Consider the following 25,907-nt stretch of genomic DNA (forward strand, 5'->3'; position numbering starts at 1 on the left):
TTTTCAGGGGGAAAAAGCATGAAGAAGAAATGGTTAATGCTAGGCGGCGTACTAGGTATTAGCAGTGTCATGATGATTACAACAGGAGTAAATGCATTTGCGAGTACAAACGGATATGACGCATATAAATCTGCGCTGAAGAACACGAGAACCATTCAGAATGTAGCTGTGCAAGCATCCGCTTCTTTACAGGATAATGGAACTGCTCTTGCTAGCGCGGCAGGCAACATCAAGATTAGTCTCAACACACAGACAGCGAGCGGCAGTGCGGATGTAAAAGTGAATGGCGCAACACAATCCGTTAACTTTTATAAGCTGAAAGATCAGACCGTACTTAAATCAAGCAGCAATGACACGTATTATGTCAAACAACAACATGGCAAAGAAAAGAACAAGGATAATGAAAAAGAAACGCTAGATCCGCAAATTCCGCAACAAGTGGAGACGGTTATTGATGCGCTGGTAGGGAACTTGAAAGACTATGTCGCTGTAGATTCGAAGACGGATGGTTCTAAAGAGATTACAGCCGAGCTCGATAATTCTCAAATTCCAACCGTCGTGAACGCTATTGCACCGCTTGTGATCAAACATGCTTCCAATCAGAAGCACGATGGGGAGAAAAAAGATGATACATCGAAAGAACTCCCATTTAATCGCGATGTACTACAAGCTTCGTCACTTCAATTGACGCAAGATATTAAGATTGAGAATATTTCCTTCAAAGCTGATATTAACAATGCTAACTATATTGAGCATCAAGAAGCTGATATCACAATTTCCGGTAAAGACGCTAGCGGCACAGCGCATCAAGTGAATGTACACCTGCAGGCAAATCTTTCGGGCTATAACACGACAATACCGGATACGATAGATCTTTCTGGTAAACAGGTTCAGCAAATGGATAATCATCAACATGGTAAATTCCATGGTGACAATGAATAATTGAGGCAACAATGTTAGTAAAGCAGCAGATAGGCTGCATTCAGCATCTATCTGCTGCAACCCCATATGAAGGAGGGATCATCCAAATGAATCCGATTTTAGAGACGCATCAACTTACGAAAGTTTATCGTAATAACAGAGGGATTCGGGATATCAGTCTGCAGCTGCATGCCGGTGATGTATATGGATTACTAGGGCCAAACGGGGCAGGCAAGACAACATTTTTGAAGCTTATTACGGGTTTGATCCGTGCGGATCAAGGGAAGATTACACTCTTTAATGGAGATCTGATCGATCAATTTGAAGAAGGTATGCAGCATGTCGGATGTATGATTGAATCAGCAGATTTCTATGATTTTATAACGGCATGGCAATATTTGGAGTTGGTTGGCCGATTCTATCCGAATATTACGGATCAACGAATTACAGAGGTATTAGAGGTTGTAGGCATGATCCAAGTTCGCAAAGATAAAATCAAGAATTATTCGACCGGCATGAAGCAGAAATTAGCGCTTGCTGCGGCTATTTTGCCGAATCCGAAGTTTGTTATTTTGGATGAACCTACGAACGGTCTGGATATTGAAGGCACGGTGATGTTTCGTCGGCTTATTAAACAGTTGTCTGAAGAGCATGGAACCACATTCCTCATTTCTAGTCATATGATCCACGAACTGGAGCAACTATGCAACCGCGTGGGGATTATTGTTGATGGGCAATTGATTCAAGAAGGGCATGTATCTGACTTGCTAGCGAGTGGGCAATCGCTGGAACAATTTTATATTCACGAATTAGATTGCAGGAAAGGGGGGAAGGAGAGTGCGTAAATGGAGATCTGGGTTTATCAATGAGCTTTGGTTGCTATTATATCGCAAGAAAATGATCGCATTCTTCACATTTTCGATCATACTTCCGATTCTGCTAGCCGTGTCTCTTCACGCATTACAGCCTATATTGGGACTCGTAACGGTTAGTCAATCCTTTCCGATTCAAATGTTAGGCATATATACGGCGGTCTGGATTCCCCTCTTCATTTTAACCATGACGGCGGATCTTTTTCCGAGTGAAGTGGCTGCGCGAACCTTGAAGCTTGCTTTCTTACGACCCAATACGAGATTTCATGTGTTTTGTGCGAAGGTTGCAGCACTCGCTGTGGGGATTGGTACGCTGCTTGTATTATTAGGCGTGGTTACATTGATTTGTAATATATTTGCAGGTGCTACACTTAGTTTTACAGAGGGATTGGGCGTACTCAAGGCCTATGTTGCTGCTTTTGTTGCGATGGTTGCGCTATCTGCTGTCTTTGTTTTTGTATCTCAATTTTTCAAAAGTGCGAGCGGGTTTATGGTCACTGCCATCGTACTTTATGTGGCACTTAAAATTTCACCATTTCTACTGAGCGCCATGTCTACGTTCTCACCTGCTTCCTATACCGACTGGCATATGCTATGGATTAGTCATAACGTCGCGGTAGGTAAACTATGGTCCACTTCACTATACTTGTTATCCAGCTGCGTGTTGTTTTTTACACTAGGTTACTATATATTTGATCGAAAAGAAGTATAAACGGGGAATTTGCCGATGTCGATTCGTATTAAGTTACTGCTCTCATATGCTGCCATGTTAATTATTCCACTTGTGATCACGTTCTTCACAGCTATTCTCTTGATTGTCGTATTTCGTGGTGATCTTCAGACGATCCGTGAACAATATGGAGCAGGTGCCCATCGCATGTTCGAAGATCAGCATGTCGAAGGCATAATGAAGGAGATGAAACGATCCGTCGAGAAAAATCCTTCCATTCTGAACGATTCAAATTACTTGTCAGATCTGGATCAAGAGCTGCTATCGATTAAATCCAATTTGATTGTACGTAAAGATGCTCGCATTATATATACTTCACCTACATTACAACAGACGGATATTCTGAATCATTTGCCGGCATACGATGAATCAGGACATGTGGAGAGAGATGAGCCACAACGCATTGGGAAGCAGCTCATTTCGTTAGGACACTTTGATTTTAGATTCGCAGACCAAACACCCGGTACCGTCATTGTTGTGACAGCCTTGAATCCCTTGGTGAACTTCGCGCAGAAGTTTTTTCCGATTCTTTTTATCACCAGTATTGTTATTTTGATTCTGACGAACACCCTATTAACGTACTTTGTATCCAGAAGTATCATTCGACCCCTTCAGAAACTGAAGATTGCAATGAAACGTATTGAAGCAGGCGATTTGGATTTTCAAGTTAAACCGACGAGCAGGGATGAAATCGGGGAGCTCAGTGTCGCCTTTGAACAAATGCGAAATCAGCTTCAGCATTCAATCCATACACAAATCCAATATGAAGAGAATCGGAAAGAACTCATCTCGAACATATCCCATGATCTTAGAACTCCTTTAACTGCGATCAGAGGGTATGTGGATGGTCTGGGAGACGGAATTGCAGACACGGCGGTAAAAAGACAGAAATACATCGATATCATTTCTTCCAAAGCAGAAGAGATGGATCACTTGATTGATGAGCTGTTCTTATATTCCAAACTGGATTTGAACCGGTTGCCATTTCAATTTGAAATCGTTGATTTTCACGCATTTTTATGGGATTTATCAGAAGAACTCGAATTTGATCTCGGCAAACAAGGTATCCATTATTCATCGGATATTACATTAGAGCCGGAGACTTATGTGTTGATCGATCGAGACAAACTTAAGCGGGTATTCGCTAATATCATTGATAATGGATTGAAATATATGGACAAAACGGAGAAGACTTTTCATCTCCGGGCGTTTATGACAAAAAATGACGTTGTTATTCAGATGACGGACAATGGGCAGGGAATAGAGCCTGACGCACTTCCGTATGTATTCGAACGGTTTTATCGAGCAGATCTGTCTCGTAACAGTCACACGGGGGGAAGCGGCCTCGGCCTCGCCATTACCAAACAAATTATGGATGGTCATGAAGGTACGATTCAGGCAGATAGTAAAGTTGGTGAGAGTACATGCATTACAATGACCTTGCCTCTGAGAAATCATAAAGTTGGTGACCAGCCATGAAGCAAATTCTTATTGTTGAAGACGAGAAAATCATCGCGGAGTTGGAAAGGGATTATTTAGAGGCTCATGGTTATAAAGTAGAAATCGCGGCGGATGGCGATTCGGGATTAAAGCTAGGGATGAGCGGGGAGTACGATTTAATTATTTTGGATTTGATGCTTCCACGAATCAATGGTTTCGATGTTTGTAGACAAATTCGAGAGAAGCATAATGTACCCATTCTAATGGTGACTGCGAAGAAAGAAGATATCGATGTGATTCGGGGCTTAGGTCTTGGAGCAGATGATTATATTACCAAGCCATTCAAACCGGGCGAATTGGTTGCAAGGGTGAAGGCACATTTAGCTAGGTACGAGCGACTGATCGGAACGAAGGAAAATAAAGAACAGATCCGAATTCACGGCCTCTTGATCGATTATGGAGCACGAAGAGTTTTTGTACATGATCAAGAGGTGATACTAACGACGAAGGAGTTCGATTTACTCTATTTTTTGGCATTGAATCCAAACCGTGTATTCAGCAAGGATCAATTGTTCGAGAAATTATGGGGAATGGATGCGCTGGGAGATGCACAGACAGTAACGGTCCATATCCGGAAACTAAGAGAGAAGATTGAGATCGATGCATCCAAATCTCAATACATTGAAACGGTATGGGGTGCTGGGTATCGTTTTCGATTGTAAATAGAACAGATCTTCATGGTGAGAATCCAAAGTGAAAATCTGTTTTTGCTGTGTGTTCAACTCCTAGGTTACGAATCTGCTTAAAGATATTGTAGCAGAGCGTATAAGATTAACAATGCACTAAAAACTAAAGTCAATACTCCGCGAATACGCGTGAACATTAAACGTCTAGCGGTTACGTAGGGGTCGCCAAATCCACCAAACAACCTTGTATCAGGTCTTTTGACCGTAAATAAACCACAAGCAAATATAGTAATACCTAACATCATCAAAGGCATTAGAATCGACTCCTTTATATAGAAAACGCATGGGAATACAAATAGTTACATTTATAATTACGTGAGATGCGATCAAATGGGTCGAAAGTGTGTGTTATTGGTCAGCTTAGAGCTAGGATTGCACGTTAATTTCGCGAATACTCTAGCACATCGAAATATATACAAACCGGGTGAATATATGAGTTATAGGAAATCAGCGCAAGAAATTAATTGATGAATTAACCTAAAGGGCAGTTATGCTTAGTGGAAATTAGCAAAAGCAGCCTATCCTCTGACGAGGAACGAGCTGCTTTTACTTTTCAATCTCTATTTTCATCTTGGAGTACCGATTCCATTGAATTGAGGTTTTTGAAGGGCCCTCTATTCAGGTGCAGAAAATTGCAAATATGGTATTAGGTTCTCGTTTTAACGGCTAACCCACTAAACGATATAGGCCCAACCACATCGGCTCTTGTACTTGAAGTAAGATTTTCTGCTGTGACTGTGTAAACATGGGTACCAGCTATTACATTTCTATCTTCCGCCTGGAACGTAACTGCATAATTTTGTTCAGAACTAGCAGATTCGATACCTTGTTGTGTGTTGAAAATCTCTCTTCCATCGCGGAAGATTCTAAAGAGTATTTGCGCAATACCAGTGACACCTCGAACACCTACGGTTGCTACCAAATCTACCCGATTAGGTTGAGAATTGACTGGAATCCGTATAGTGATTGTTGCAAGGCGGGATCTTGCTGGTGAACGACGGATAATAAATGAGTTTGCTAAATTGAATCTACGGCGCGGCTGGACGGCAGCTTTATCGAGAATACGTACCAAAATATCAACTCCTCTTGTTTGATATCTCCAAGATATGTTGGACAAAAAGAGATTGATTGGACAGCTTTGTAAGATAATATAATTTGAATCAAATATATTGGTAGTATATGACACTGGTATCGAATATTTCAACTCATTCCATCTACCAAAAAGTTTGAATCCATTATAGGATGGGGTAAATGATCAAGGATAGAAGAGTGAATTATTCAGAGAGATATGTTCAGGGCCGACTTGATGTCTTTCCTCACATTCTATCTAAAGAAGTTGCAGAACAAGGAGGGGGGCTTTGGAATCATGACGGAGACGTTCGTATCCCCCAAAAGCACATGTACAATAAAGTGCCGTACAGTGGTTTATTTTTTTGCTGGAGTACTGACGTATAGGAATAATTTTGATGCCGCTGCCAGTGAGATCGCCAAAAGATATCAAAATGCCAAAATTGTGATGATTTTCCCCTATGGGACTGCAAACGGCACATCGGGTTCTTCGTTAATCCGTCTGCTGGCCCGGCAGCTTACTCAAGTCAGTTATGATCTGTCCCGAGACCAGTCCCGCCGGGTAACAAACGCATCGCAAATTATTCGCGAGCATGCAGAAAATGCGGATCATCTAATCTTTATCGGGCACAGTGCCGGAGGCGTGATCGCCTATCGGGCAGGGCATTATTTGGAGGAAAAGCATGGCTTTAAGCGAGTACAGGTATTTGCTGTTGGGTGTCCAAAGTTTCATTTGAAGGACATTCCATACAATGACAGATTTACATATATCACTGGCCAGAATTCGGATAGAATCACCCAGATTGGCAGCTGGCGGAAGCCGGGTTCTAGGGTATACCGAGGAAGGCCGGGACGTGAAATTCAAATGGAATTTAATCCGGTTCATCTGGGATGGCGGTTTCATGATTCGTATTTTCTAAAATCGGTCTGGACGGATTCGAACCAAGTATTCCATACCAATTCAGAAGACTTGGTCTCCAAAATCTATGAACTCTACCCGGGAACTGATTAAGAGATGCGACGATACCAAATAAGTTCATGCAGCCGGACATCTGAATAACCGCAAGTTAGCATGCCTTTAGTATGAGGCGTCTCCTGGCAAGCCAGCGAACAAGCAACGAACGGAGGTGGTTCATCTTCTTTTCTTGCGATAGCCGCTCGGACTCATGTCCTGCCACTTATGGAACTGATTTATAAAATGATTGTAGTTCTGATAGCCGACGTCGTACGCGATGTCGGCTAAGCTTCTATCTGTATGCTCCAGCAGGAGCGCGGCTTGGCGGATGCGCATTTGGTTCAGCATATCAATGATTGATAATCCGGTGCTTTTTTTGAATAGATGTGACAATCGCGACGGTGAGAGTTGAACTGCTGCCGCCAGTTCTTCGATCTTAATTGGCTCGCGCATACCTTGCGAGATACGATTCAACGTGTCCTCCACCCGGCTGTCAAAATGCTGTTTCCGCCTGCGTGCGAGGAGAATGAGCACTTCGCTTAGCGATGATAGGCATAGTTCATTCCAATAGCTGCTGCGTTCCCTCGAATCCGTCAATAAACGCGAGAATGCCCAGTAAATTCGGTTGCGGTTGGAATCGCCCATAACCGTTTCGTTAAATAATTTAGCCTCCGGTAGCAGATTCGCTTGTAGTGCATGATCAGGGAAATGCGCCCACATAAAGTGCCAGCGCATACCCTTAACCGTACCGTATTGATGCGGCGTTCCTGGTTTTATAAGAGTAACGTCTCCAGGTTGGCAGCGGTGTTCCTCGCCAGAAACATGGAAATACCCTTCGCCTCCCAACGTATAAGTAATAAGCCAATCACCCGAGCCGGCAGGACGGACTACCGAATAAGAATCCGGTTCGTCGAAGTGACCGGACAAAACGGTACCTGAAGCAGGGCCATTGTGCTCGGCGGGTTCATTTGATTTAATCATTGCTGCACTCATCCTTTTCCCCTTCGATTCTGTATATCAAGCATAACGCCCAATGTCACGAAAAAACAATACAATAGCAGAATTGTATGAAAAGAGAGCATCATTGTTACTTCATGAAAGACTTCATTTTTCCTATACTAAAAGCATCAAGGAGAACATGGAGGGATGCACAATGAGTACAGCTTTACCTGTGCTGACGGAAGAGCAAAAGCAGTTTTTTGAGGAGCAAGGTTATCTGATTGTGAAAGGATTATTTAATCCGGAGCAGCTTGCGGAGATTGAGGAGACTTTCGAGGAAGTAAGCCACCAGACGATTCCAGGATATTTCGAGCCGAAGCTGGATGCCGATACGTCAGATCCGCTTACCCGTTATCCGCGCGTTATGCATCCGCATCGGTTCAACGAAACGGCTAAGCGCTACATGCTGCATGATCCGGTGTTAGCGATATTGGCAGATTTGTACGGTGAGGAGGCGTATGCCGCGCAAAGTATGTTCTACTACAAGCCGCCGGGTTCGAGGGGACAGGCGCTTCATCAAGATAATTTCTACTTGCAGGTAGAACCGGGTAACTGTATTGCCGCATGGACGGCGATCGATGCCGCGGACGAGGAGAACGGGGGCTTGCTAGTCGTGCCGAAGACAAACGACTACGAGATCGTCTGCCCGGACATCGCCGATTCCAAGGAATCGTTCACGACGCATTACGTGAAGCCGCCGAAGGAAGAGAAAGCAATGCCGGCTATTATGGACAAAGGCGACGTGCTGTTCTTTAACGGCAATCTCATCCATGGTTCTTACCGCAACAAAACGAAGGACCGTTTCCGCCGCGCTTTTATTTGCCATTATGCGAACCGGTCGGCTACTAAGATTTCTCAGTATTATAAACCTCTATACCGCTCAGATGGATCCGAAGTTATTTTGGAGGACAACATGGACGGAGGACATTGCGGTGTCGAGTTCAAAAATGTCTATCCCCACTAATTTAATGATTCAATGACTTGAATCGATTTACTATAGCGTAATAATTAACAAGGTACTTTCATTTGAATTGCTTCTTCTAGAAGTTCTGAAAACTTTACTGACGGAATATGTCAGTAAAGTTTTTTTATAATAGGGTAAATCGATGGGAATTTAGTTACTGCATCAGGAATAGCTCCGTTGGAATTTTCCTTTCAATGCTTGTTTGAAACATTAGGTCTTCATTAGCCCTTTGGCATGCTGCTTGCCTGCTGTGAGAAGACTGTCGCTGAGTTTAGAATCATTAACGGATCGTGCCAGCATCAGCGTTCCGACCATCGAACTAAGCAGTGTGCTCCCTGTGGCTGTGTCGACTTTTGCCGCATTGGAAATAAACTCAATCATTCGTTCCAGCTCCTGGGTGAATACCTGCCGAACCTCATCGGAGGATCGGGAAATTTCACTGGAAAGGGCAGGCAGGATGCAGCCCATTTCTGTTCTGTCACGGTGATATGGGCTCAAATAGTAATCAATGATGGTATTGATTTTGGGTACTTTCTTCTCCTGGTCAGCGGCTTTCTGCAGAAGTGCAATCGTATCGCTGATGGCATACCGGCAGGCTTCGGCGACCAGTTGTTCTTTGTTGTCAAAATGTGCGTAGAACCCTCCATGAGTCAGTCCAGCTCCTTTCATAATGAAAGGGACACTGATGTCGCGAATCCCATTCGTACGAAAAGCTTGGGCGGCACTTTCGATGATCTTGCCTCTAACTTTTAACTTATGACCTTCAGGATAAGGCATTGCAATCACTCCGATACGTATCAATCCATTTTAAAATATTATAGTCATCATAATAAAGCATGTCAATTTTTCTTATGGGCAGACATTAGCATTAGAGAAGAATAAACGAAGCTATTGACTAGATTAAAATATGATGAATATAATATATTACGATTATCATATTTTAATGAGGCAAAAAAATAGGAGGTGTTTGAAATGAGTCAGCTTGAAACAGTTGATACATTAGTTATTGGTTCGGGTCCTGGAGGGTATGTGGCAGCGCTGCGATCTGCGCAGCTTGGGATGAAGACGTCAGTTGTCGAACGTTCCCATCTTGGCGGTGTATGCACCCATGTAGGATGCATCCCTTCTAAAGCAATGATTGCAGAAGCCCATCGCTACGATTTGCACAAGCAGTGGAGTCAGTCCGATGGTTCGTCTTTCTTCCAGAATGCTCAGGCCTTCAAACAAGGGGTCGTGACGAAGCAGGCAGGAGGAGTTAATTATCTGTTAAAAGCCGCCGGAGTGACGATTCTGGAGGGGGAGGCCTGCTTTATTGATGAGCATACAGTTGCCATTAAACGAACAGGAACAGAACAGATGATTTCTTTTAAACATGCCATACTGGCAACGGGGTCTCGTCCGATTGAGCTGCAGGCATTGCCGTTCGGCGAACGGATCTTGTCTTCGACAGAAGCGCTATCGCTCTCTCAAATTCCAACCAGCCTGATCATTATCGGCGGAGGTTACATTGGCGTAGAGCTGGGGCAAATGTATGCCAAATTCGGAACAGAGGTGACGATACTGGAGGGAGGAGGGCAAGTGTTGCCAGGATTCGAGGCGGAGTTAACTGCTCCTGTAATCCGCCAGTTGAAAGCTGATGGCATTAATATCGTAACAGGGGCTACCGCCGTAAAAGCAGAGCAGCATGCCGACACTGTAACTCTTCATTATTTGAAAAATCAGGAGCAGCATCTGGTTAGCGCTGAGTATGCGTTAGTGACGGTCGGAAGAAAACCGAATACAGACGGAAGCTTAGGGCTGGAGCGCATTAACTTGCAGGTAACGAGCAGGGGGCTGATTGAAACAGATGAACAGTGCAGAACGGCTATCCCACACATATTTGCAATTGGTGATATAACGAAGGGCCCGTCGCTTGCCCATAAAGCTTCCTATGAAGCTAAGGTTGCAGCAGAAGTCATTGCGGGTAAGCCTACTGTCTTGGATTACAAAGCGATCCCGCTGGTTGTTTTTTCCGAGCCGGAGCTTGCGAGCGTTGGCTTAAGCGAAACGGAGGCAAACGCAGAGTCTATTCCGATTGTGATTGGAAAATCATCCTTTGGTATTAACGGAAGAGCACTGGCGCTTCAAAGACCAGAAGGGTTTGTCAAAATCATTGCGGATCAAGCTTCTGGAATCTTAATAGGTGCGCAAATCGTTGGCGTAGAGGCATCAACGCTCATATCGGAGCTTACATTTGCCATCGAGATGGGAGCGACCGTGGAGGATTTGTCTCTGACCATCCATCCGCATCCTACATTGGGAGAGGTGATCATGGAGGCTGCCGAGAATGCTGTTCGAAAAATCAGAATGAATAGAAATAATGATCAGCAAGTTTAGTCTCTTAGCGGGCAGGACTACGCAATAAAACATGGATTTGACTCGAGATTACAGGTCGTATAAGTTTGAAAATTAGGTGTATTTACGAAAAGAGTTTGGGACTCTACGTTAAATATCTTACCTTTTTGTCGGATTCGGTTCTAATGTTCTTCACGTCAAAATAAGAAAAAGTAAGCGCTTTATCATCCAGCAAATCCTGTGCTTCTCCTCATTCCAGTTATTGTGTCAAGGTCATTCACACTACATGCAAAGGAAGTGAAGAGACTTATGGCAGCCAAGCGGGGATATGTTAGGCTCCGGATCCGGCAAGAACATGCTGTCCGCAAACTCGGAATTTGTCTAGTTTTGATCGTTTTTCTGGCACTCTCCTGCATCCCCCCTTCATCAGTATCGGCCGCTGCGCAAATTACGATCGATTCGCCAAGCACGGGCGGACCGCTGAGCCCGGGAATTACCCGACTGACCGGAACGTACTACGGCGTTTATGACATCGAAATCGCGATGAACGGTAATTCCCTGACAAATGCCCATATGAAAGACGGTGATATTGGAAGATGGTATGCCGACGTCGATTTGTCAATGTACGATGGTTCAGTTGAAATCGTGGCGAGGGGGAAAGACGCCCAGACCCGCTACGTGACTTGGTCTCCGTTTTTACAAATCGAAGTGGATAATCCACAAGCGAATATTCCGCAGGTACGGGTGATCAGTCCTGCGGAACAGGATCCGATACAAGGGCAAATCCCCGTTGAGGTTGAAGCATCAGGCAAAAACGGCATTAACCTCGTTCAGGTGAGAATCAATGGAGGAGAGTGGGAGAACGCCAATCCGGACGAAACAGGGTATTCGCTACAATGGGATACGGAGTCGGTTTCAGGACGAATCAACAGCTTGGAAGCAAGGGCCGAAGACGTAAACGGCAATATCGGCTACAGTCAAACCGTATATGTCAGAGCCGAAATTAACGTGGATAGTGTAAAACATATAGATGATGATACTGGAACGGCTGCCGAATATCAGGATGAGGGGAGCGTTAGCTTAAACGGAAAGGGGAACGTGACAGAAGAAAAAGCGGCGCAGGCCGGATCGCGGGATGTTTATCGTCAAGATCGGGCGCTGTGGATTTGGGAGAACGAATCCTACCCGCTCATTATGAACTCCGGTGCAAGGATGGTCTTGGATGCGATGTCAACAGATACGGCCACTTTCGGTCAAGATCAGATCCGGACCTGGTACTTGGCCGTAGGGAATTACAATGGTGTCCAAATGCTGGAGGATAAACGTGCGGAGGTACGCGATTTTATCGGATGGGCTCATGATCGCGGGTATCAGGTTCAGGCTTTAATTGCTGGCGGAACGACGCCTCCGTATTTCGGGGCGTATTCAAGGTACCGGACGCAGGCTGTTGCCGAATTTGAAAGGATCTTGAATTATAATCTATCCTCTGTCGAGCAAGAAAGGTTCGATGGAGTTAATATTGACACCGAGCCATACAGCCTACCGGAATTTAAAAGCGATAAGCCTTCCGTGCAAGTACAATATTTGGATATGCTAAAAGCTTTGATGGATCGGAAAGCGGCCTCCGGGCTATCGCTTCAAGTTGGAGCAGCCATTCCCCGCTGGTTCGATACCTCTGTAGACGCAACGGATATTTTATGGAACGGCTCCGTAAAGCCGATTTCCGACCACGTTCAGGATACGCTCGATTATATTTCCATTATGGATTATCGCGATCAAGCAGAAGGTACAGCCGGTATCATTGAGCAGGCGCGGGGCGAGATGGAATATGCGAATCAAATCGGTAAACCTTATTCCGTTGTACTCGGTGTTGAAACGAAAGATATCGCGGACGGAGGTGATCCCGAAACGATTACTTTTCAAGAAGAAGGACGATTGTATATGGAAGCTGAGCTGGATAAAGTATATGCCGCTTTTGAGGGCAATCCGGCTTTCGGAGGCATTGCGATTCATCACTATGATTCGCTTCGTAACCTTCCTTCTGTCTGGGGTCCGGAAGCAGTCTTTTGGCAGGCGCCGACTGATTACGAACCGCCTACAGCCGTTTCGGAAGCACTGCGGGCTACCGTGTTCGATTATCAGCAGATCGATATCTCTTACGGCCCGGCAGCAGATAATGCCGCCGTTCAGGAATATCGCATTTACCGCGGAACCAGCATGGGCTTTTCGCTCGATGAAGCGCATCTTGCAGGGATATCCAAGGGATTGAGTTTCCGGGACAAAGGACTACTGCCTGATACGAAGTATATATATAAGGTTACGGCCGTCGACACTTCAGGGAATGAGGGACCGCCAAGTAGTCCGGTCAAGGCGAGAACAGAGGATACGTTATTAAAGCCAATGATCGTATCACAAATGAAGGTGAAGTTTGACGGCACGAAAGCCACCGTTACCCTTCAAATTTCAGATATGAAAAATCGAGGGGCTATCGCTGCGGCAAATATCTCGGGGCGTTTCACCTTTATGGCGGGGAAATACGTGAATGGAACGGCAACCGCTGCTGGAGCCTTTACCGCTGGCTCCGAGACCGTTTCTTCTCCATCAGGAGAGATTGGCTTTGCTCCAAGACAGATCACCGCTCCAGGATACTATTGGGCGCATGCCTATGATACGAAAGAGGGGTCGTCCGTCCGTTGGGGAGGTTGAAAAAAAACCAATAAGAATTTTTTCTTTTAAGATACGAAAGCGATGAAGTTGATGAACGTGTTGTGCTGTTGTCAGAACAAAACATACACCTATAAGAAGTCGCCATATTGGCGGCTTTTTTTGAATAGGCGATCGGAAATACGATGTAATCCAATGCATCTGTATAACAATTTTCGTACTATGTGCGCGATTAATATAGACGTTCTTCGCCAGTGACTGGATTTTTAAATGCGGAACGAAAGTCGTTGCTGCCGAGTTCTTGGGATAGTTCGGTATCTTTTGTTTCACCTTTGAAGTAGTTTGTTTCCGCGTTCTGATCCTGAACTTCGACTTGTTTTGCTGAGTTTTTTTCTTGTCCATTTGTCTAAGGTACCTCCTGTGTAATAAAATCAATTCTCCTTTAAGATGCATCTCCCACCTTAACTCTATGCATAAGGATGGTTATCACTGATGGCAACATAGGCTGCTCAAGATTACCGTTTAATCGCTGGTGCTCATGCCTAAGAGCAGTCCTTGGTTTGTGATGCCTATACCATAGTGAACATCTGCTTCCGGTTATGGGGCTCATTGTTTGCGTTCCATATCGATGGTCCCGAATAGCCCTTTCTGGGATGAAGTGCTACAGGTGGTGATCTGTCTATCAATATAAATGAACCCGTTCCACACGAATAAATTTCATGAATGAACAGAGAACAGGAATCGCAACATAAGGATGTGGTATACATCTCAATTTCCAGAGGAGGAGAACTGTTATGGCTCACCAGAAGAGAAGGAATGAAGCTGCCTGGAAGTCACGAAAGCAAGAACAGCATCCCCATGGTAAAATCAAGTCGCTTAAGGAATTGTCCAGCGAATAGGATGAGGAGCATACTACTTGGAAAAGAAGGACTGTCGGCGAAATTTACCGGCAGTCTTTTTTGTTAACGGAAGGGTTCCCGATATTGATGAATATAAGAATAATGACTCACCAATGATCCGAAGGAAGCAGTCTATTAAGACAACAGTCAGGAAAGTGTAATAAAGAGGTGGAGGACTCATTAAGGAGAACATTATGATTGTTTGGGGACTACGGTATGTAGCTAATTAGTAATCTGCTATTTATTGAATTAACGAGTATATTATATTTGGAAGATACAGGGGATATTAAGAAAAAAGCTTCCAGATGGGTGGTTATTATGAGAAGATTATTGCTTTCCCTATTAGCTGTGTTTATTGTTTCCACTGTTTCAGTGGAAGCCGAACCAGAATACGCAAAATGGAGTGCAGTTGCAGTGAAGGAAACACAAAAACGATACAAAGCTGACATCATTGATTATAAGCACATTGGTCGTCTCGAACTATCACCAAAAAAGTCAGAAGAGAAGTTCAAACTATGGCTTAAAAGTAAAGAAGGTAATGAATTCGCAGTGTGTGTTTTTATCCAATTTGACCCGACAACCGATATGATTTACTCGATTCGCTTTACAGAATCTAATCGGTGACTTAGAGAACCGAGCACTATTTTGTTAACAGGGAGTCGATTTCTTAAAATAGCGGCCTTTTCCTAACTAGAAGCAAGCGCATGAGTATTTATAGCACCAATGATATCATAAGAAATGTAACGGTATATCTAAGGAGGGGTAGAAATGGCGCGTGTTTTATTTATTAATGCCGGATCAGAGGGACATATCAATCCAACGATTGGATTAGTGCAAGAGCTAATTTCACGTGGAGAAGAGGTAGTATACTTTTCTATTGAATCTTTTCGGGAGCGTATTGAGGAGACGGGAGCAACCGTTCGAACCTTTGACGACCTTAAATTTATAAAAGCCTTTATATCAGGTGGGAGAGATTATTTGCTCGAAAGAATCAACGGTCTTTTACTTACGGCAGATGTAGTCATACCAAGTGTTCTTGAACAGATCGAAGGAGAGCATTTTGATTACATCATCCATGATTCCATGTTTGGCTGTGGACGTATCATTGCCCAAATTCTTAATCTTCCTGCAATCAGCTCGTGCAGTACATTTGCACAGACAAGAGGTTCAATCGATGATTTGCTGGAACAATTTTTTAGACAAGTCCCGACTGAAATCATTAAACCTATAAACGAAAAATTCCAAAGTCTGACGGTTATGATTAAGGAAAAATATAATGTGGAGATCCATTCTCCCTTCGAAGTGTTCTGTAATCCTGCACCGCTTACAATCGTATATACAACAAGGGAATTTCAACCTTACGAAGAAGCATTCGATCATTCTTATAAATTTGTAGGACCATCTATCTCTTCACGATTAACCCAGTCCAATTTCGACATTACTGCAATCCAGGGGAAAAGCCCAATTTACATTTCACTGGGTACAGTCTTAAACCAAGCAATTGATTTCTATAAGCTTTGTATTGAGGCATTTGGGAACACGGATCATATAATTGTCATGTCTATTGGTGATAAAACCCGAATATCCGATTTAGGGGATATCCCTCACAACTTCATCGTAAAAAATTATGTTCCACAAACGGATGTACTGCACTACACTAAATTATTTATTACACATGGTGGAATGAACAGTACTCATGAAGGTCTCTATTACGGGGTTCCGTTAATTGTAATTCCACAAAGCGCGGATCAGCCCATTATTGCGGCGCAAGTTAGCAATATCGGAGCCGGTATTACCTTACAAATGCAAAGCTTGACTCCAAATCAGCTTCGTGAAGCCGCGGAACATGTGTTAAGCCTCTCATCTTTCAAGCAAGCTGTTGCAGGAATTAGTGAATCCTTTCAAAAATCAGGTGGTTATCATCAAGCTGTTGATGAGATTTTTGAATTTAAAAGTCAATTTCATATCTAAAATGGAGAGAGGCCATCCGACAAAGGATGGTCTTTACAATTGTTGTTAGAGAGGGCATGAAGAAGATATGAGCACCGTTCTCTGAAGCATAATTTAATGTTTGATAATTTAACATTGACTTGCTGGTTACTAGAAGTTAATATATCATTTAAATAAAACTTAAACGTTTAAGTGACTGCGTTTAAGTGATTAAAAAGAGGAAGGAGCTGAATTGCTTGTATGGGAATCCAAAAGTCCTGGTACGCGTTTGACAAAAGAATAGGGATATGGTTAAATTTGCTTAAACGTTTAAGCGAAGGCGGTTTATCCCATGAAAAAGACAACAATTAAAGATATAGCAAAAGAAGCAAATGTATCGATCGCTACAGTTTCTTATATTTTAAACAATGTGAAGACGCAATCCATTTCGGATGAAACGCGTGTTAAAGTACTTAAAATTGCCCAACAGCTGAAGTATGTGACAAACCGGACAGCCCAGTCTTTAAAAATAAATAAAACCGGATTAATCGGCATTATCTTGTTTAAAGAGGACAATCAGCATGTATGGACCGATTTAAAATATACGAAAGTCATTTTCAAGCTGGAGCAGTTATTCAGCAAGTTAGGATACCATGTTCTCTTTATGCAAATCGACAGTATGACGCCATCGAATAAAATTATTATGGAAAGAAATCTGGATGGGGCGCTATTAATTAATGTTGATCAAGATAAATTCTCGACGATTTCCAATTACTTTGGTTTTGGGGTCCCTGTAATTGTCCTGGATAGTTATATTGATAATTCCTTGTTTCACAAAGTCCTGCCAGACATTGAGCAATGTTTTAAGTTATCTCAGGGTTTACTAGGTGAATCCCCTCAATTTCTGATTATGGATTCCTACAACAATGTTGAATTCATGGAATTCATTAAACAAAAGTCGAATTTACCGGAAAGCCAAATTTATGTCTCAGATCATACGGCTGGCAGCTTGAGTACATTCTTATCCCAATTTCCCAGCAGCCCTGGTATGGTCATGAACGAATTTCTGGCGAATGAAGTATACAAAACACATAAAAATATCGTCGCCATTTGCACATGCAATTGTTCGGAGTTTCTGAGAGACGACATAAATAACATTAGATTCGATTTGAATGATTATAAGGAAATTGTGCACATGGTGGATCGTTACATTCAGGATGTGGACTACGTCAACAATGAGGAATTCTTCTTATTGCCGCCCCACTCCTAATTATATTCGTTAAGGGAGAATGCCTTGTGAATTTATCTAGGTTCATTGCCATCCATAACTTTTATTCCAATATTCTTGGGAATGAGAGAGATATGTTTATTTACTTACCTGAAAGCTACGAAAAGAACGAAGATCAACGATATCCCGTTCTATATATGCATGACGGTCAGCATATGTTTTTTGAAGATCAAAAGGGCGAATCATGGGATATTCATATCACAGTGGATGCTTTGGTGTCACAAGGGAAAATGAGAGAAATTATCGTTGTTGCGGTCTCTCATGTAGAAGACGCACGAATATCAGAATATATGCATGCTAATCCAGATGGACTCAATATTTTCAATACGACAAATCAAGGCGAGCTTTATGAGGATTTCCTTATTAAAGAAGTTAAAACTTACATCGACAAAGAATATCGGACGTTGCCTGATAAAAATAATACGGCGTTAATGGGATCTTCCGCGGGTGGGCTTGTATCCTATAATATAGGATTCCGTCAATCAGATACTTTCGGTATGATAGGTGCGCTGTGTCCGTTCTTTGTAAGTGTAGACCCAAGCACGATGGAAGATCGATGGTTAAGCCGTCTCTTCACAGAAAAAAAAGAGCTTAAAATATGGATGGATGTCGGAGATTCTGAGGGTTTCACCGTCATGGAGAAACATGTGAGATATGTGACAGAAATACTTATTAAAAGCGGCTTCCAGCCTGGAAATGACCTGATGTATTACCTTGCTGTCCATTCCGGACACTCGCAAAAGGATTGGGCGGCTCGGGTTCATGCGCCCTTAATTTATTTTTTTGGCGAAATAGGTACGCCGGTCCGTGTTGATTTGCAGGGTCCCGAAGCTGTTGGCATAGATGGACCCGAGCAAACCTTAAATGCGCTGGTTTATTTTGATAGCGGATTTATGATGTCCGATTTGGATGGAACCTATGAAGTTGGTGATCCCGATATTTTGGAGGTAACCAAGGACGGCAAATTAATCCCGCTAAAAGCAGGGAATACCCTCGTCACATATAAAAATAACAACCTTGCAGCCCAGTTGGAAATTGCAGTTGTGCCGCATATGTCCGATACAGTCACCGTGAATATTTCCGTTAAAGTACCGGCATGCACGCCGGTAACGGATACTTTATATGCCGGGATAGAGTTACCGATGATTCATGAAGGACTGTATGGGGGCATGTTTGAGGTGCCAAGAGGCATATCCTTTGAATTCCGTATTTCTCGTGGTTTTGGCAAGCATGAAACAGATCATGAGGGCAAGGAGGTTCCATATCGAAAATTCACAACGGATGATGGATTAATCCTGAATTATGAAGTTGATCATTGGGTGGATATGAACCCGGGAATTGTAAAAGGTGATGAAAATGACATACAAATCTAGCATGTTGAGGATTGAAGGCTTTTACTCAACGTATCTGGATAATAAGAGAGATCTGTATGTCTATCTTCCTCCGAGTTATTCATACGAAAAGTCCAAGCGCTACCCGGTACTATACATGCATGACGGGCAAAATATTTTCCATCCCGCCTTCAACGGCTATTCATGGCATGCAGATCAAACCGTTGAGCGATTGATTCATGAGCACAAAATCGAAGAAATCATCGTTGTAGGTATTCCTAACATGGGAATGGAGAGATCCAACGAATATACCCATGACTTGGAGGGTGTGCTGTATCCGCTCGATAAAGTTACCATTCAACCCAAAGGTCAGTTATATGAAAAGTTTATTATTGAAGAAGTGATGACTTATATCGATTCCGTTTTTCGGACAAAAACGGGTCCTGAACACACAGCATTATTGGGATCATCCAGAGGCGGGCAAGTTACCTACCATATCGGGCTTCGTCATCCGGAAGTATTTGGCAAACTGGCTATCGTTTCCCCTTATTTTTATTGTGTAGATCCCATGTCATCCGAAGAAATCAGGCTTTATCATTCGTTCACAATGAAACAACCTCTATCCCGAATATGGATTGATTTAGGGAGCGCCGAAGGTACTTTAGTCATGGAGAAGCATACCCGTGCAGTGACAGAGGAGCTTGTTGCTTTAGGGTACGAAGCTGACACGCAATTGATCTATTTCAATGATCCTGGAGCAGCTCATGCGGAGAAAGATTGGGCCGCTAGATTATCATCACCGCTCATCTATTTTTTTGGCAGTAAGGGCGAAGCAAGTTCCTTATCCTTAATCGGCTGTGAAGAGGTTGGCATTATGGGTCCTGCAAGTCGTCTGAACCCGATTCTGGAGTTTGGGGATGATTGTAAAATGACCCTGTTACGAGCGGCTTATCATGTGGAAGATCAAGAGATTTTGGATGTATTAGCGAATGGTACCTTTGTGCCAAAGAAAGAAGGGGTTACCTCGGTAACCGTTAAATACGAAGACTTGGAATCTACGACAGAGATTCGTGTGGTTAGTCAGCAAAAAGAGTATGTAACCTTGAACATGGTCGTTCATGTTCCGCCAGATACACCCGCCGATATGCTACTGTATGCCTGGTTTCCTTTACTTCACAATTCGAGCAGGGGAACCTACTATAATCAACTGCAAGTGCCTCTACATGCTGAATTTATTTATCAAATCAGTAGACAGGATGGAATCGTTGAGGCGGATTCAACCGGTGAATCCGTTCAACATAAATACGTAGCTTTAGGGGACGCCACGATCGAAATAAATATCGAACATTGGATGAGAAATGAAGCATAAAAAGCTGGCCAGGTGGCCAGCTTTTTAACATCCTTTTATTGTATATGTCTCATTGAAGCTAAATCGATGTCTATTCGATTTTCCCTTCGAAAACAAGCTCATTCAGAGGACGGCGGGCATTCGGTACTTCGCGCTGCTGGATTGCTTCCGGCAGTAAGGATTTGTCCCCTTGATACCCGAGAGCAATGACTGCATGAAGCTCAAAGTTATCGGGAATATTCAGCAACTGGCGGGCTTTAATGCGATCAAAGCCTCCCATTGCATGCGTGGACAGCCCAAGCATCGTAGCTTGAATCGCCATCGAGGCCCACGCTGCTCCTGCGTCGAAAGTATGTGCACCATTGGGATCGCCGTTTTCTCTAAGTTTGTCGGAAGCGACAACAATCAGAACCGGTGCGCTGGATGCCCAGGCTAGATTGAATTCATTAATGAATTGATGAAATACGCTGCGCTGTTCTTCGGTTTTGGCGACAATAAAGCGCCAAGGCTGATCATTAAAAGCAGATGGAGCCCAGTGGGCCGCATCGAGTACGGTATAAAGATCCTGGTCGCTGACTTCGCGATTCGAGAAGGCGCGGGTGGACCAGCGATTCAAAAAAATAGGGCTTATCGGATACTCGGAATTGCGTTGGCCTTGCACCTCTGCCGAAATTTCATTGATGATTGCTTGCACGTTGCTCATATATGGATATCACCTTTCGCTGAAAAATTTACTTTTTCAGTATATGTTACTTACTTAATATTATCAACTTACAAATTAATTTAAATTAAGTATATGTTCAAACTCGGAATTGATCAAACATTTATATTTCATTGTTCATATTGAGTTCATGAAGAGGGACTATCTTATACTCATACAATAAAGAACACTAAAGAGTGATTCTGTAAGAAATCAGGCTTAGTTGTTCTGATATTGGTTGTTTAACAAAATAGAGTATAGGAGTTGGGCAGCATGAATCATGCCTCTGTTAACCAAAAACGCATAGCCATTATCGGAGCAGGACCGGGAGGACTGACGCTCGCGTCGATCTTGCAGCGTCACGGCATTCAGACTGTGATCTATGAACGTGAACCATATAATATGAACTCCGATCGAGGCGGTTCGCTCGATATTCATGAGGAGTCAGGACAGAAAGCACTCGAAGCTGCCGGGCTTTTGGAGAAGTTTAAGGAAATTGCCCGATATCAAGATCAAAACTTACGTGTCATCGATAAAAATGGAAAACTGTACATCGATGAAATGGACGAGGAAGACCACTGGGATCGGCCGGAAATTGACCGGGGAGAGCTTTGCGATCTTTTGATCAGCACCTTGGATACAAATTGCATTCAATATGGATATAAGCTGGAGCGATCGATTTTGCTTGGAAACGGGAAAACGGAGATTCATTTTGAGAATGGATTTACGGATACGGTCAATTTGCTTGTCGGAGCGGACGGCGCCTTCTCTCGAGTGCGCTCTTTGATTTCGGACACGGAAGTCGAATACACCGGCGTTACCATGGTGGAGCTGAATATTATCAATGCAGCAGAGCAGTATCCGGAACTGGCAGCGTTCAATACGAACGGGAAAATGTTCGCCATGGGCGATCAACATGTCATCATAGGGCAGCTTAACGGCGATGGCCGGATCAAAGTATATGTCAGCCTAAAGGTGGAGCGGGATTGGATCGAGCAAAGCGGGATTCCATTTAATCAGCCCGCTCTGGCGAAACAACGACTGCTGGCGCTGTTCGATGATTGGGATGAAATGCCCAAACAATATATTCACTGCGCGGAAGATCTCGTTACGCCCAGACGGGTGTATATGCTTCCGATCGGTTATCGGTGGGAGCGTCATTCAGCCATTACCCTGATCGGAGATGCTGCACACCTCATGTCTCCTTTTGCAGGCGAAGGCGTCAATCTGGCAATGCTCGATGCATGCGAATTGGCGGCTGCCATCATTCGGAATGAAGCCATAAGCTATGCCATTCAGGAGTATGAAGAAATCATGTATGCCTTCTCGGCCGAAAAAGCGCAGTTAACCGATGAGAGCCTCCGTATGATGTTCTCGGACAATGCAGCCGAAAAGCTCGCGGAGTGGATGTATCAACTCCAAGAAAGCGGAGCTCAGTGAAGATAAATAAAATAAATGAGGGGGGGGGCGAACTACAAATAACCGAGACAAACCTTTCCTCCCGACTGGAATTTATAGTATGCTTATCCATATGAGAGGAGAGGGATATTATGGTTAAACAACTGATCATTGGCGACGTTTCGCGTGAACTGGCCAATACGCGCCGCATTCTGGAAAGCTTGCCCGAGGAGCATTTGGCATGGAAGCCGCACGAGAAATCGATGACGCTTGGCGGTCTGGCCACGCATCTGGTCAACCTGCTAAACTGGGAAATCGCGATTTTTCAGTACCCGGAGTTCGATCTTTCGACCGTGCCGCTGCGGCGGGAAGCTTTGGGAAGACGTGCTGACTTTCTCGAGGAATTCGACGCGAACGTCAACAAGCTGGAAAAGCTGATCGCTGAATGCGATGAGAAAATGCTCGGCGAGGAATGGACGTTGCGTCATGGCGACCATATCATTCTCCGCGAGCCGCGTGCGATCGCGCTCCGCACCTTCGGATTAAGCCACATGATTCACCACCGGGCGCAGCTTGGGGTATACTTGCGGTTGCTCGATCTTCCGGTCCCGGGCTTCTACGGCCCATCGGCCGACGAGCAAGCCTGATCAACTTAGTTTCTCGCTCCGAGAAACGTCAAACAGTCGCAGAGTGACGGCATAACCGCCGGTACTCTGCGACTGTTTTTTGTCTGGAAGAATCTCAAGGCAATCAAAGCCGGACATGTATTCACGTAGACAGGGACTACTGGAGTGTTAGGTTATGAACCTAAACGGTGGATTTCTTTTTTAGTATTAAAAATTACCAGAACGCAGTCCGGTCTTGGAAGGGGATACACCCATTACAGATTTGTATTGCTTAGAGAAGGTGAAGGGATCCGAATAACCCAACTGAAAGGAGACCTCCTTAATAGATTGTCTCGAGTGCTCGAGCAAATAACGGGCGTAATCAATGCGGGCTTTGATCTGATAGGTTTTGATTGGTAGCCCATAGATTTGTTGAAATAGCTTCGAACAATATTTGGAGGTTAAACCGGATAAACCTGCCAGATCCTGAACCGTAACTCTTTCTGCCGGATGCGAGTCGATATACGCCTTGATGTGCTGAATGGCTGGATGAATGGGAGTATCTTGCCGCATGAGTTCCAGCTCTTGCGACATTTCGGCTAGTGTTTGGCATATGGCAGCATGACACAGTACAGTTCTTCTTATGGAAGGAGTGAGGGTATAATAGCGATGAATCGTTTCAAAAAGGACACTGAACTTCGCAGTATCTCGCGGACGGAAGGAAAAGTGGTATGGAACCTCCGTTTTAGCAGCATATTTTTGCTCATCTATGCCAAGGGTAAAGCGAACGGGCAGGATGCTCAGCGGTTCTTTTAGATCCCGATATGCCGAATGAACCGTGCCATCGGACAGAAATAGCAGACTGCCTGCCGTTAGTTGATGGGGAGTTCCGTTAATCAGGTATGTTAGGCACCCGCTTTTAACATAGAGTACATGAATTTCCTCAAGCACTCGTTCCTCAATGCGCCAGGAAGAGGGCACTGTTACATTATAGCAGCTGTATATACGAAACATGTCCTCGCCAAGTGCGGAAGACAGCAATGCATCCAAAAAAGTGGATGCTATATGAGGCAGTAGACTTTTTGACATGCCATTCCTCCTTTATGCTATGTCATTTCCGGCTTTTTACGACTAAAATTATAGCCATTACGACATGTATATTCAAGGAGGGCTTGATATGGGCGAGAAACCGAATGTACTTTTCATCATAGCAGACGATCATCGGTATGATGCGATTGGAGCAGCAGGAGACCGCGTAGTGCAAACGCCGATATTGGACGGTATGGCCAGAACCGGTACCATGATGACTTCAACGCATATTGTTGGTGGGGTCGATGGAGCCGTCTGCGTGCCGTGCAGAGCTTGCATACATACGGGAACACATATTTTTCAAGCAACGGAAAGCCAGACGATCGGCGATTACAACAGAACTGGCGTCATTCGCGCAGGAATGAACACAATGCCGTCCTGGTTTCGCTCCCATGGCTACTACACCCATGCGGTCGGCAAATGGCATAATGACCGGGCTAGTTTTTCTAATGGTTTTTGCAGCGGTAACGAACTGTTCTTCGGCGGCATGAGCGATCATCATCAGGTGCCGGTGTTCGATTATGATGCAAATGGATTTAATCCTCCAGAAGAACCGCGGATCGAAAAGCAGTTTTCAACAGAATTATTTACGGATGCGGCTATCGAATTTTTGGAGCAATATTCGGAAGAAGATCCTTTTTTTCTATACCTGGCGTATACCTCACCGCATGATCCGAGGACGGCACCGGAGCCTTACGCGAATTTGTACGATCGCAAGCAAATTCCAATGCCGCCAAGTTTTATGGAAGAGCATCCATTCGATAATGGTGAAATGGATGTCCGTGACGAGCATTTGGCCGCTTATCCACGCCGGGAAGAAGAAGTACGCGGGCATTTAGCCGATTATTATGCCATGATTACCCATATGGATCATCATATCGGCCGAGTTCTGCAATCGCTTGCAAACACTGGTAGACTGGATAATACTATCGTTGTATATACCTCAGATCACGGTCTTTCCGTAGGAAGGCATGGGCTGCTAGGCAAACAAAATATGTACGATCACAGTATTCGGGTACCCTGGCTGATCCAAGGTCCGGGAATTCCTGCAGGAACACGCATCGATCAGCTAACCTATCAATTTGATATTTTCCCTACACTTTGCGTTATGGCCGGACTAAGCGCGCCTGATGGGATAGCCGGTCAAAGCTTGGCAGACTTGATTCGAGGAGAGACGGATCGGGGCAGAGAGACGGTATATGCACTGTACAGGGATATTCAACGGATGGTGAAGGATGAGCGCTGGAAAATGATTCTTTACCGCCGTTCGGAACTAACGGGACAGGGAAGTGATTGTAAGCAGTTATTTGATCTTCAGAATGATCCATGGGAGCTTCGCAATCTGGCTTCTCTTCCAGAATTCAGCCAACAGGTCGAAAGATTGGAAGGGGAACTGAGGAACTGGATGAATCGCACTGGCGATCGTTATGCAGATTGCTTTTTGTAAATGCATAAAATTTATAATAAATTCATATTTCGGAACACCGGTGGAGCCTGCCACGACAGGTTCCTTTCTGCGTTTTTGAGAAGTTAGCTCTCGCTCTCCTTCCGTGCTGTGCATGGAAACCCGTTGCGGGTTGACTTTTTTTCCAACCAACAGCTATAATACGTTTAAATGATTAAACGA

At 44.2% G+C, this 25,907-nt stretch carries 23 protein-coding genes; 18 read left to right on the plus strand and 5 right to left on the minus strand.

Annotation, left to right across the window (positions count from 1 at the left end):
• The first annotated feature begins 18 nt into the window (after window positions 1-18).
• The 5 genes from E6W40_RS10265 (at window position 19) to E6W40_RS10285 (ending at window position 4,685) form a co-directional block, all read left to right on the plus strand.
• A complete protein-coding gene (locus E6W40_RS10265; protein ID WP_136605390.1) occupies window positions 19-942 on the plus strand; it encodes a hypothetical protein in 924 nt (307 codons plus the stop codon).
• A gap of 86 nt (window positions 943-1,028) precedes the next feature.
• Window positions 1,029-1,766, plus strand: coding sequence for an ABC transporter ATP-binding protein (locus E6W40_RS10270; protein ID WP_136605391.1), 738 nt, complete (start codon window positions 1,029-1,031; stop codon window positions 1,764-1,766).
• Window positions 1,759-2,505 carry an ABC transporter permease subunit gene (locus E6W40_RS10275; RefSeq protein WP_136605392.1) on the plus strand — a complete coding sequence of 249 codons (747 nt, stop codon included), beginning with the start codon at window positions 1,759-1,761 and terminating at the stop codon, window positions 2,503-2,505. Before E6W40_RS10270 ends, E6W40_RS10275 begins: the two co-directional genes overlap by 8 nt.
• 15 nt (window positions 2,506-2,520) lie before the next feature.
• Window positions 2,521-4,002 (plus strand): sensor histidine kinase, encoded by a 1,482-nt coding sequence (locus E6W40_RS10280; RefSeq protein WP_136605393.1) that lies wholly within the window; start codon window positions 2,521-2,523, stop codon window positions 4,000-4,002.
• Window positions 3,999-4,685, plus strand: a complete 687-nt coding sequence (locus E6W40_RS10285; protein ID WP_136605394.1) for a response regulator transcription factor — start codon at window positions 3,999-4,001, stop codon at window positions 4,683-4,685. The genes E6W40_RS10280 and E6W40_RS10285 overlap by 4 nt, the downstream gene beginning before the upstream one ends.
• A gap of 670 nt (window positions 4,686-5,355) precedes the next feature.
• Here the strand turns inward: E6W40_RS10285 and E6W40_RS10290 are convergent.
• Complete coding sequence (locus tag E6W40_RS10290; protein ID WP_136606928.1) at window positions 5,356-5,781, minus strand: exosporium protein C; 426 nt, start codon at window positions 5,779-5,781, stop codon at window positions 5,356-5,358.
• A 294-nt stretch (window positions 5,782-6,075) separates the two neighbouring features.
• Here E6W40_RS10290 and E6W40_RS10295 point away from each other — a divergent pair, with 294 nt between their 5' ends.
• Window positions 6,076-6,789 (plus strand): alpha/beta hydrolase family protein, encoded by a 714-nt coding sequence (locus E6W40_RS10295; protein WP_136605395.1) that lies wholly within the window; start codon window positions 6,076-6,078, stop codon window positions 6,787-6,789.
• A gap of 120 nt (window positions 6,790-6,909) precedes the next feature.
• Here the strand turns inward: E6W40_RS10295 and E6W40_RS10300 are convergent, their stop codons facing one another.
• Complete coding sequence (locus E6W40_RS10300) at window positions 6,910-7,725, minus strand: helix-turn-helix domain-containing protein (RefSeq protein ID WP_246072949.1); 816 nt, start codon at window positions 7,723-7,725, stop codon at window positions 6,910-6,912.
• A 160-nt stretch (window positions 7,726-7,885) separates the two neighbouring features.
• Here E6W40_RS10300 and E6W40_RS10305 point away from each other — a divergent pair, with 160 nt between their 5' ends.
• Window positions 7,886-8,695, plus strand: a complete 810-nt coding sequence (locus E6W40_RS10305) for a phytanoyl-CoA dioxygenase family protein (protein ID WP_136605396.1) — start codon at window positions 7,886-7,888, stop codon at window positions 8,693-8,695.
• Between the two features lie 210 nt (window positions 8,696-8,905).
• Here the strand turns inward: E6W40_RS10305 and E6W40_RS10310 are convergent, their stop codons facing one another.
• On the minus strand, window positions 8,906-9,472 hold the full coding sequence (locus tag E6W40_RS10310) for a TetR/AcrR family transcriptional regulator (RefSeq protein WP_136605397.1): 567 nt from the start codon (window positions 9,470-9,472) through the stop codon (window positions 8,906-8,908).
• A gap of 195 nt (window positions 9,473-9,667) precedes the next feature.
• Here E6W40_RS10310 and lpdA point away from each other — a divergent pair, with 195 nt between their 5' ends.
• The 8 genes from lpdA (at window position 9,668) to E6W40_RS10345 (ending at window position 20,509) form a co-directional block, all read left to right on the plus strand.
• Window positions 9,668-11,071, plus strand: a complete 1,404-nt coding sequence (gene lpdA, locus E6W40_RS10315; protein ID WP_136605398.1) for a dihydrolipoyl dehydrogenase — start codon at window positions 9,668-9,670, stop codon at window positions 11,069-11,071.
• 267 nt (window positions 11,072-11,338) lie between these two features.
• Complete coding sequence (locus tag E6W40_RS10320; RefSeq protein ID WP_168928877.1) at window positions 11,339-13,735, plus strand: Ig-like domain-containing protein; 2,397 nt, start codon at window positions 11,339-11,341, stop codon at window positions 13,733-13,735.
• A gap of 752 nt (window positions 13,736-14,487) precedes the next feature.
• Complete coding sequence (locus E6W40_RS29975) at window positions 14,488-14,592, plus strand: DUF6254 family protein (protein WP_244864436.1); 105 nt, start codon at window positions 14,488-14,490, stop codon at window positions 14,590-14,592.
• A gap of 267 nt (window positions 14,593-14,859) precedes the next feature.
• The gene (locus tag E6W40_RS10325) at window positions 14,860-15,216 is read left to right on the plus strand and encodes a DUF3889 domain-containing protein (protein WP_246072950.1); all 357 of its coding nucleotides are present in this window, start codon (window positions 14,860-14,862) and stop codon (window positions 15,214-15,216) included.
• Between the two features lie 144 nt (window positions 15,217-15,360).
• Window positions 15,361-16,563, plus strand: a complete 1,203-nt coding sequence (locus E6W40_RS10330; RefSeq protein WP_136605399.1) for a macrolide family glycosyltransferase — start codon at window positions 15,361-15,363, stop codon at window positions 16,561-16,563.
• A gap of 310 nt (window positions 16,564-16,873) precedes the next feature.
• A complete protein-coding gene (locus E6W40_RS10335) occupies window positions 16,874-17,791 on the plus strand; it encodes a LacI family DNA-binding transcriptional regulator (protein WP_136605400.1) in 918 nt (305 codons plus the stop codon).
• Between the two features lie 26 nt (window positions 17,792-17,817).
• Window positions 17,818-19,182, plus strand: coding sequence for an alpha/beta hydrolase (locus E6W40_RS10340; protein WP_136605401.1), 1,365 nt, complete (start codon window positions 17,818-17,820; stop codon window positions 19,180-19,182).
• The gene (locus E6W40_RS10345) at window positions 19,166-20,509 is read left to right on the plus strand and encodes an alpha/beta hydrolase (RefSeq protein WP_136605402.1); all 1,344 of its coding nucleotides are present in this window, start codon (window positions 19,166-19,168) and stop codon (window positions 20,507-20,509) included. Before E6W40_RS10340 ends, E6W40_RS10345 begins: the two co-directional genes overlap by 17 nt.
• Window positions 20,510-20,579: 70 nt before the next feature.
• Here the strand turns inward: E6W40_RS10345 and E6W40_RS10350 are convergent, their stop codons facing one another.
• Window positions 20,580-21,191, minus strand: a complete 612-nt coding sequence (locus tag E6W40_RS10350) for a nitroreductase family protein (protein WP_136605403.1) — start codon at window positions 21,189-21,191, stop codon at window positions 20,580-20,582.
• A 270-nt stretch (window positions 21,192-21,461) separates the two neighbouring features.
• On the opposite strand from E6W40_RS10350, the gene E6W40_RS10355 reads away from it, so the two are divergent.
• Window positions 21,462-22,628: an FAD-dependent oxidoreductase gene (locus E6W40_RS10355; RefSeq protein ID WP_136605404.1), complete on the plus strand. Its 1,167-nt coding sequence runs from the start codon at window positions 21,462-21,464 to the stop codon at window positions 22,626-22,628.
• 110 nt (window positions 22,629-22,738) lie between these two features.
• Complete coding sequence (locus E6W40_RS10360; protein WP_136605405.1) at window positions 22,739-23,233, plus strand: DinB family protein; 495 nt, start codon at window positions 22,739-22,741, stop codon at window positions 23,231-23,233.
• Between the two features lie 186 nt (window positions 23,234-23,419).
• Here E6W40_RS10360 and E6W40_RS10365 read toward each other — a convergent pair whose 3' ends face one another.
• Window positions 23,420-24,280: a helix-turn-helix domain-containing protein gene (locus E6W40_RS10365; protein ID WP_136605406.1), complete on the minus strand. Its 861-nt coding sequence runs from the start codon at window positions 24,278-24,280 to the stop codon at window positions 23,420-23,422.
• A gap of 88 nt (window positions 24,281-24,368) precedes the next feature.
• Between E6W40_RS10365 and E6W40_RS10370 the strand changes: the two genes are divergently transcribed.
• Entirely contained in the window at window positions 24,369-25,727 is a 1,359-nt protein-coding gene (locus tag E6W40_RS10370; RefSeq protein WP_136605407.1) for a sulfatase family protein, read from the plus strand.
• The last annotated feature ends 180 nt before the right edge of the window (window positions 25,728-25,907 follow it).

It is taken from the genome of Paenibacillus dokdonensis, assembly GCF_004916975.1.
Classification (GTDB): Bacteria; Bacillota; Bacilli; order Paenibacillales; family Paenibacillaceae; genus Paenibacillus_AQ; species Paenibacillus_AQ dokdonensis.